The organism is Microbacterium sp. Bi128, from assembly GCF_918698205.1.
The window spans coordinates 1-1861 of the sequence record NZ_CAKKMM010001016.1 but is presented as its reverse complement, the minus strand read 5'-3'; the positions used below and the strand labels follow the sequence as shown (position 1 = coordinate 1861).

At 66.8% G+C, this 1861-nt stretch carries 1 protein-coding gene; it reads right to left on the bottom strand.

Features of this window, described 5'->3' with window-relative positions; all coding sequences use genetic code 11:
* Positions 1–180 precede the first annotated feature (180 nt).
* Positions 181–1818, bottom strand: coding sequence for a malate synthase A (gene aceB / locus LQV45_RS29230; protein WP_230010560.1), 1638 nt, complete (start codon positions 1816–1818; stop codon positions 181–183).
* Positions 1819–1861 lie beyond the last annotated feature (43 nt).

The following is a 1861-nucleotide window of genomic DNA, read 5'->3' as shown; positions in this document are numbered from 1 at the left end:
AGATAAGGCCCATGTTCGCGGGGAACATGGGCCTTACCTGTCGTACCGACGCCGTTGTCGAGTACGGGGGGATTTTCCGTTGCTGGACTGCCACCCGGATTTCGGGGTGCCTGTTGCGAAGGGCCCGGCAGCCCAGCCAACGGAAATCTGTGCGGACCCGGTTGCCCGGGACCCGGAGTCCTACGCCGGAACCAGTGCGGGGTCCCCGCTGGCGACGTCGGCGCCGTCGCGCGCTTCATGCAGGAAGCGGTCGTAGGCCGGCAGCGTCAGGAAGGCCGGGAACTCGCTGCTGAGGGTGACTTCCTCGAAGATGTCCCGCGCGTCGGCGAAACGGTCTCCTTCGAAGCGCTCCAGCTTGGCGAATTCCTCGTCCAGCATGTCCTCCACCCACTCCCGGGTGATCACGTCGCCGTGGTCAGTGATGGCCCGGGCGAAGATCCACTGCCACAGCTGCGAGCGGGAGATTTCCGCCGTCGCCGCGTCCTCCATCAGGTTGTGGATGGCGACCGCGCCGTTGCCCGAAATCCACACCGCTGTGTAGGCGACGGCAACGTAGAGGTTCAGGCGCATGCCTGCCTCGGTGACCGTGCCACGGGCGGAGGCGACGTCCAGGAGCTGGTCCGCGGTGACCGAGACTTCCGGGCGCTGCCTGTCCAGCTGGTTCGGCCGCTCGCCCAGGACGGCGTCGAAGACGTCCCGGCAGACCGGCACCAGGTCCGGGTGGGCCACCCAGGAACCGTCAAAGCCGTCGTTCGCCTCACGGGTCTTGTCCGCGCGCACTTTCTCGAACGCCTGGGCTGTCACCTCGGGTTCGCGGCGGTTGGGAATGACGGCCGCCATGCCGCCCATGGCGAAGGCGCCGCGGTGGTGGCAGGTCTTGACCAGCAGTTCGGTGTAGGCACGCATAAACGGCGCAGTCATAGCCACGGTGGCGCGGTCCGGCAGCACAAAGCGCGAGCCGGCGTCACGGAAGTACTTGATGATGCTGAACAGGTAGTCCCAGCGGCCGGCGTTCAGGCCGGAGGCGTGGTCGCGGAGTTCGTAGAGGATCTCGTCCATTTCGAACGCTGCGGGGATGGTCTCGATCAGGACGGTCGCGCGGATGGTGCCTTGCGGAATGCCGAGGTAGTCCTGGGCGAAGACGAAGACCTCGTTCCACAGCCGGGCCTCGAGGTGGCTCTCCATCTTGGGCAGGTAATAGTACGGGCCATGGCCGTTCTTCAGCAGCTGCCTGGCGGTGTGGAAGAAGTGCAGGCCGAAGTCCACCAGGGCGCCCACGGTGTGTTCGCCGTCGATCAGCAGGTGGCGCTCTGCCATGTGCCAGCCGCGCGGGCGGGCGACAACGACGGCCAGCGGGGCATCGGTCCGGAGCGTATATTCCTTGCCCTCGGGGGACGTGTAGGCCAGGGTTCCCGCCGCGGCGTCGCGGAGGTTCAGGATTGATTCGACCACGTTGGACCAGGTGGGAGTGCTGGCGTCCTCGAGGTCCGCGAGCCAGACCTTGGCCCCGGAGTTCAGGGCATTAATGGCCATCTTGGCTGGTGCGGCCGGACCCGTCATTTCCACCCGGCGGTCCTGCAGGGCTGTCGGGGCCGGGGCCACCGTCCAGTCGCCTTCACGGATATCACGGGTTTCCGGCAGGAAATCGAGCCGGCCGGTGCGGGCCACCTCGTCGCGTTTGACCGCGCGGGCCTTGAGCAAATCCGCGCGGGTGGCGGCGAAACGCTGGTGCAATTGCTCAATGAAGGCCAGCGCCTCGGGTGTGAGGATCTCCTCCGCGCGGTCAACGGGGCGGCGGGCTGAAATGGTGAGGGCCATTGTGGTCCTTCCTGGTCGGTGAAGCAGGCGGCGAATCAGGCGT